Annotated in this window: 2 protein-coding genes; both read left to right on the top strand. The window is 49.8% G+C overall.

Annotated elements, in window-relative coordinates:
- Positions 1-224: hypothetical protein (locus IQ242_RS26565; protein WP_228021217.1), on the top strand; the 224-nt coding region annotated here is incomplete at its 5' end.
- The coding region (locus tag IQ242_RS25065) for a GTPase family protein (RefSeq protein ID WP_193961818.1) at positions 212-1,276 on the top strand (1,065 nt) is incomplete at its 3' end. The genes IQ242_RS26565 and IQ242_RS25065, both read left to right, overlap by 13 nt.

Raw genomic sequence — 1,276 nt, 5'->3', positions numbered from 1 at the left:
GGTGTGGGGTGTGGGGTGTAGGGAAGGAAACCTCTTTCATCTGTGGGGGTGAAAATTTTTTCATCGGGACTGACTGGAAAATAGAAGCTCAAATAACGCCAATTCGTCAATCAGAATATTTTCAGGCTTGGCGGTGCCGACTTTGGCATCAGGACTGCCCCCCTAACCGAGAATCAGAGATCGGTAGAATGGAAAAAAACCAGATCGAGCAATGTTACGGTTAAAAACTTGGCAAGGGTTGATTTTAGCAGTTCCGATCGCCGCCGTGGTCATCTTTCTGATCGTGGCCGCCAGTGTCCAGATCAATCAATGGGGTTTGAATTGGATTTGGGCAGTTTTTACCCTGATTTTTGTTGCTTGGCGCTTCCTGTTGGTCAAATGGACGCGCCCAGCAGTCGGGGAAATTGAAGCCGCCATCGGGGAAATTAAGGCAGAATTAACCCCTCCTGACGGTGATTCCGGGGGAAATGTCGAGGAAATTATCGAGAGGATTATCGTCGAGGCCCGCAATGATCGCCCGGTTTGGGAAGATTGGGCGACTTTTTGGCAACGCTGTCAGGATTTGGTCAGTGCCATCGCTCAGATATATTACCCCGATGTCAAGTACCCCTTATTAAATATTTACATTCCCCAGGCCTACGGTTTAATTCGGGGAACCGTGGATGATAGCGATCGCTGGATGCAGAATCTTTCCCCGGCCCTGAATCAAATCACCATCGGCCAAGCCTATCAAGCCTACGAAGTTTATCAAAAATTGCAACCCTCGGCCCAGAAACTTTGGCAAGTCTGGAATTGGGCGCAATGGGTGATCAATCCCGCTGCTGCCGTGGCTAAAGTGGCTAGTCAAAAGTACAGCGATCGAGCGGATCAGCAATTATTAGTCAATTTAGGGCAAGTTTTGCGGGAAAATGCCCTAAGAAATCTCTCTCGTCAAGCGGTGTTACTCTACAGTGGCGGCAATCTCGCCCCAACTCTCCCCACGAAGACCAAAATCGCCACTACTACTCTCAAGGAAATTCTCGCCCAAGCGGAACCGATCACGGAAATCGATCGCCAACCGGTTAATATTCTGCTGGTTGGACGCACCGGGGCCGGCAAAAGCAGTTTAATTAATACTCTCTTTCGGGCCGATTTAGCCCAAGTGGATCTATTGCCCAGTACCGACGCGATCCAATCCTACCATTGGCAAACCCCAGAAGGGGACGAGTTAATCCTCTGGGATACCCCAGGCTACGAACAGGCAAATCGGGCCGATGATCGGCAAAAGGTTCTTAAT

It is taken from the genome of Microcystis sp. LEGE 08355 (genome assembly GCF_015207185.1).
Taxonomy (GTDB): domain Bacteria; phylum Cyanobacteriota; class Cyanobacteriia; order Cyanobacteriales; family Microcystaceae; genus Microcystis; species Microcystis panniformis.
The sequence above is the reverse complement of the archived record's forward strand: the minus strand, read 5'-3'. Positions and strand labels throughout refer to the sequence as shown.